This window comes from Mycobacterium asiaticum (assembly GCF_001668675.1).
In the GTDB taxonomy this organism is placed as follows: Bacteria; Actinomycetota; Actinomycetes; order Mycobacteriales; family Mycobacteriaceae; genus Mycobacterium; species Mycobacterium asiaticum_D.
The window spans coordinates 1-2,134 of sequence record NZ_LZKQ01000003.1 but is presented as its reverse complement, the minus strand read 5'-3'; the positions used below and the strand labels follow the sequence as shown (position 1 = coordinate 2,134).

Here is a 2,134-nt window from a genome sequence, read left to right as displayed (position 1 = left end):
TCAGGCACAGCGACTGCTCACTCGGGTAACCGACGACCCGGAGCTGGATCCGATCGACGTCGGCTGGGCGCTGGCCAGCGCCGCCCGGATCACCCGTTGTTGCGAGGGGCCATTCGGGGTCGCCAGACCGTTCGATGCGCCGTCCTGATTGACCGCCGACCCGCGGATCAGGGCCAGCACCGGATGGCCGAGGCGCTGTGCGTCGGCCAGCCGCTCGACGACCAGTGCGCCCGCGCCCTCGGAGAACCCGGTGCCGTCCGCGGCGCCCGCATAGGCCTTGCACCGCCCGTCGGGCGACAGCGCCCGGCTGGGATCGGCTGACGTCGATCTGGTCGAGGGGCACGGTACCGGGACCACGCTCGGGGATCCCATCGAGGCCCAAGCGTTGTTGGCGACCTACGGGCAGGACCGGCCTGCCGATCGGCCGTTGTGGCTGGGTTCGATCAAATCGAACATGGGACATACCTCGGCGGCGGCGGGAATGGCCGGGGTCATGAAGATGGCGCTGGCGATGCGCCACGAGGTGATGCCCAAGACCTTGCACGTGGATTCGCCTACGCCGCATGTGGATTGGTCCGCGGGCGCGGTGTCGTTGCTTACCGAGGCAAGGCCTTGGCCGCCGCATCAACGCCCCCGGCGGGCGGGTGTCTCGTCGTTCGGAATCAGCGGGACGAACGCGCACGTGATCCTCGAACAGGGGCCGCCCGCGGCGGCGGCAACGCCTGCCGAGCGGGATACGAACACGCCCACCGCGTGGGTACTGTCCGCCCGCTCCCCGGCCGCGCTGACCGGTCAGGCACAGCGACTGCTCACTCGGGTAACCGACGACCCGGAGCTGGATCCGATCGACGTCGGCTGGTCGCTGGCCACGACGCGGTCGGCGTTCGAGCACCGTGCCGTCATTGTCGGGGCGGGCCGCGCGCAGCTGGTTGCCGGGCTGAGCGAGCTCGCCGCAGGCGAACCGGCAGCCGGTGTCGTGGTCGGCCGTACGGGCCATGCCGCCGACCGAACCGTGTTCGTCTTCCCGGGTCAAGGTTCCCAGTGGGTCGGCATGGGCGTTGAACTTTTGGACGACTCAACGGTTTTCGCCGACCACATGCGGCTTTGTGAGAAAGCGCTCGGCGAATACTTCGGCTGGTCGTTGACCGATGTGCTGCGGGGAGTCCCGGGCGCCCCCGGGCTGGACCGGGTGGACGTGATTCAGCCGGTGCTATGGGCGGTAATGGTGTCGCTGGCCGAGTTGTGGCGTTCGGTCGGTGTGGTGCCCGACGCGGTCATCGGACACTCCCAGGGTGAGATCGCCGCCGCATACGTCGCCGGCGCGCTGTCTTTGGAGGACGCCGCGAGGGTGGTGGCGTTACGAAGCCAATTGCTGGCACAACTTTCGGGCGCCGGCGGCATGGTATCGCTGGCATGCGGCCTGCAACGCACCGAGGAGCTGTTGACCGGATTCGGTGACCGGTTGGGTATCGCTGCGATCAACGGTATTTCGGCAGTGGTCGTCAGCGGTGAGTTGGCGGCTCTGGACGAGTTGGAGCGGCGGTGCGAGGCAGAAAGCGTTCGCGCGCGCAGGATCGAAGTCGACTATGCCTCGCATTCCGCGCAGATCGACCGTATCCGTGAGCCATTGATCCAAGCGCTGTCCGGTATCGCTGGCCGCTCCGCACCGGTGGCGTTCTTCTCTACTGTCGCCGGTGAATTGATGGACACCGCCGCACTGACCGCCGACTACTGGTACCAAAGTGTGCGCCAGACGGTGCAATTCGACCGGGCGGTGCGCGCCGCCGCCACGGCGGGCCATCGGGTGTTCATCGAATCCAGTCCGCACCCGGTGTTGATCGCCGGAATCGAAGAGACCGTCCCGGATGCCGCCGTTATCCCTTCCCTCGGGCGCGACGACGGCGGGCCAACGAGGTTCCTGCTGTCGATCGGTCAGGCCAATGTCGCCGGCGTGCAGGTGGATTGGCGGTCGGTATGTGCGGGTGGGCGCCGCGTCGACCTTCCCACGTACGCCTTCCAGCGACGGCGATTCTGGTTGGGCGGCGGATCCACCGCCGCCGACGCCGACGGCCTCGGAGTGGCCGGCGCCGGGCATGCAATGTTGGGGGCGGTGGTGGAGCGCCCCGATGGCGGA

Annotated in this window: 2 pseudogenes; one reads left to right on the top strand and one right to left on the bottom strand. The window is 68.4% G+C overall.

Annotated elements, in window-relative coordinates:
* Window positions 1–63: 63 nt before the first annotated feature.
* Window positions 64–306: pseudogene (locus tag A9X01_RS00105) on the bottom strand (beta-ketoacyl synthase N-terminal-like domain-containing protein); the annotation flags it as partial.
* Between A9X01_RS00105 and A9X01_RS00100 the strand changes: the two are divergent.
* A pseudogene (locus A9X01_RS00100) lies at window positions 299–2,134 on the top strand (type I polyketide synthase); the annotation flags it as partial. The pseudogenes A9X01_RS00105 and A9X01_RS00100 sit on opposite strands and share 8 nt — an antisense overlap.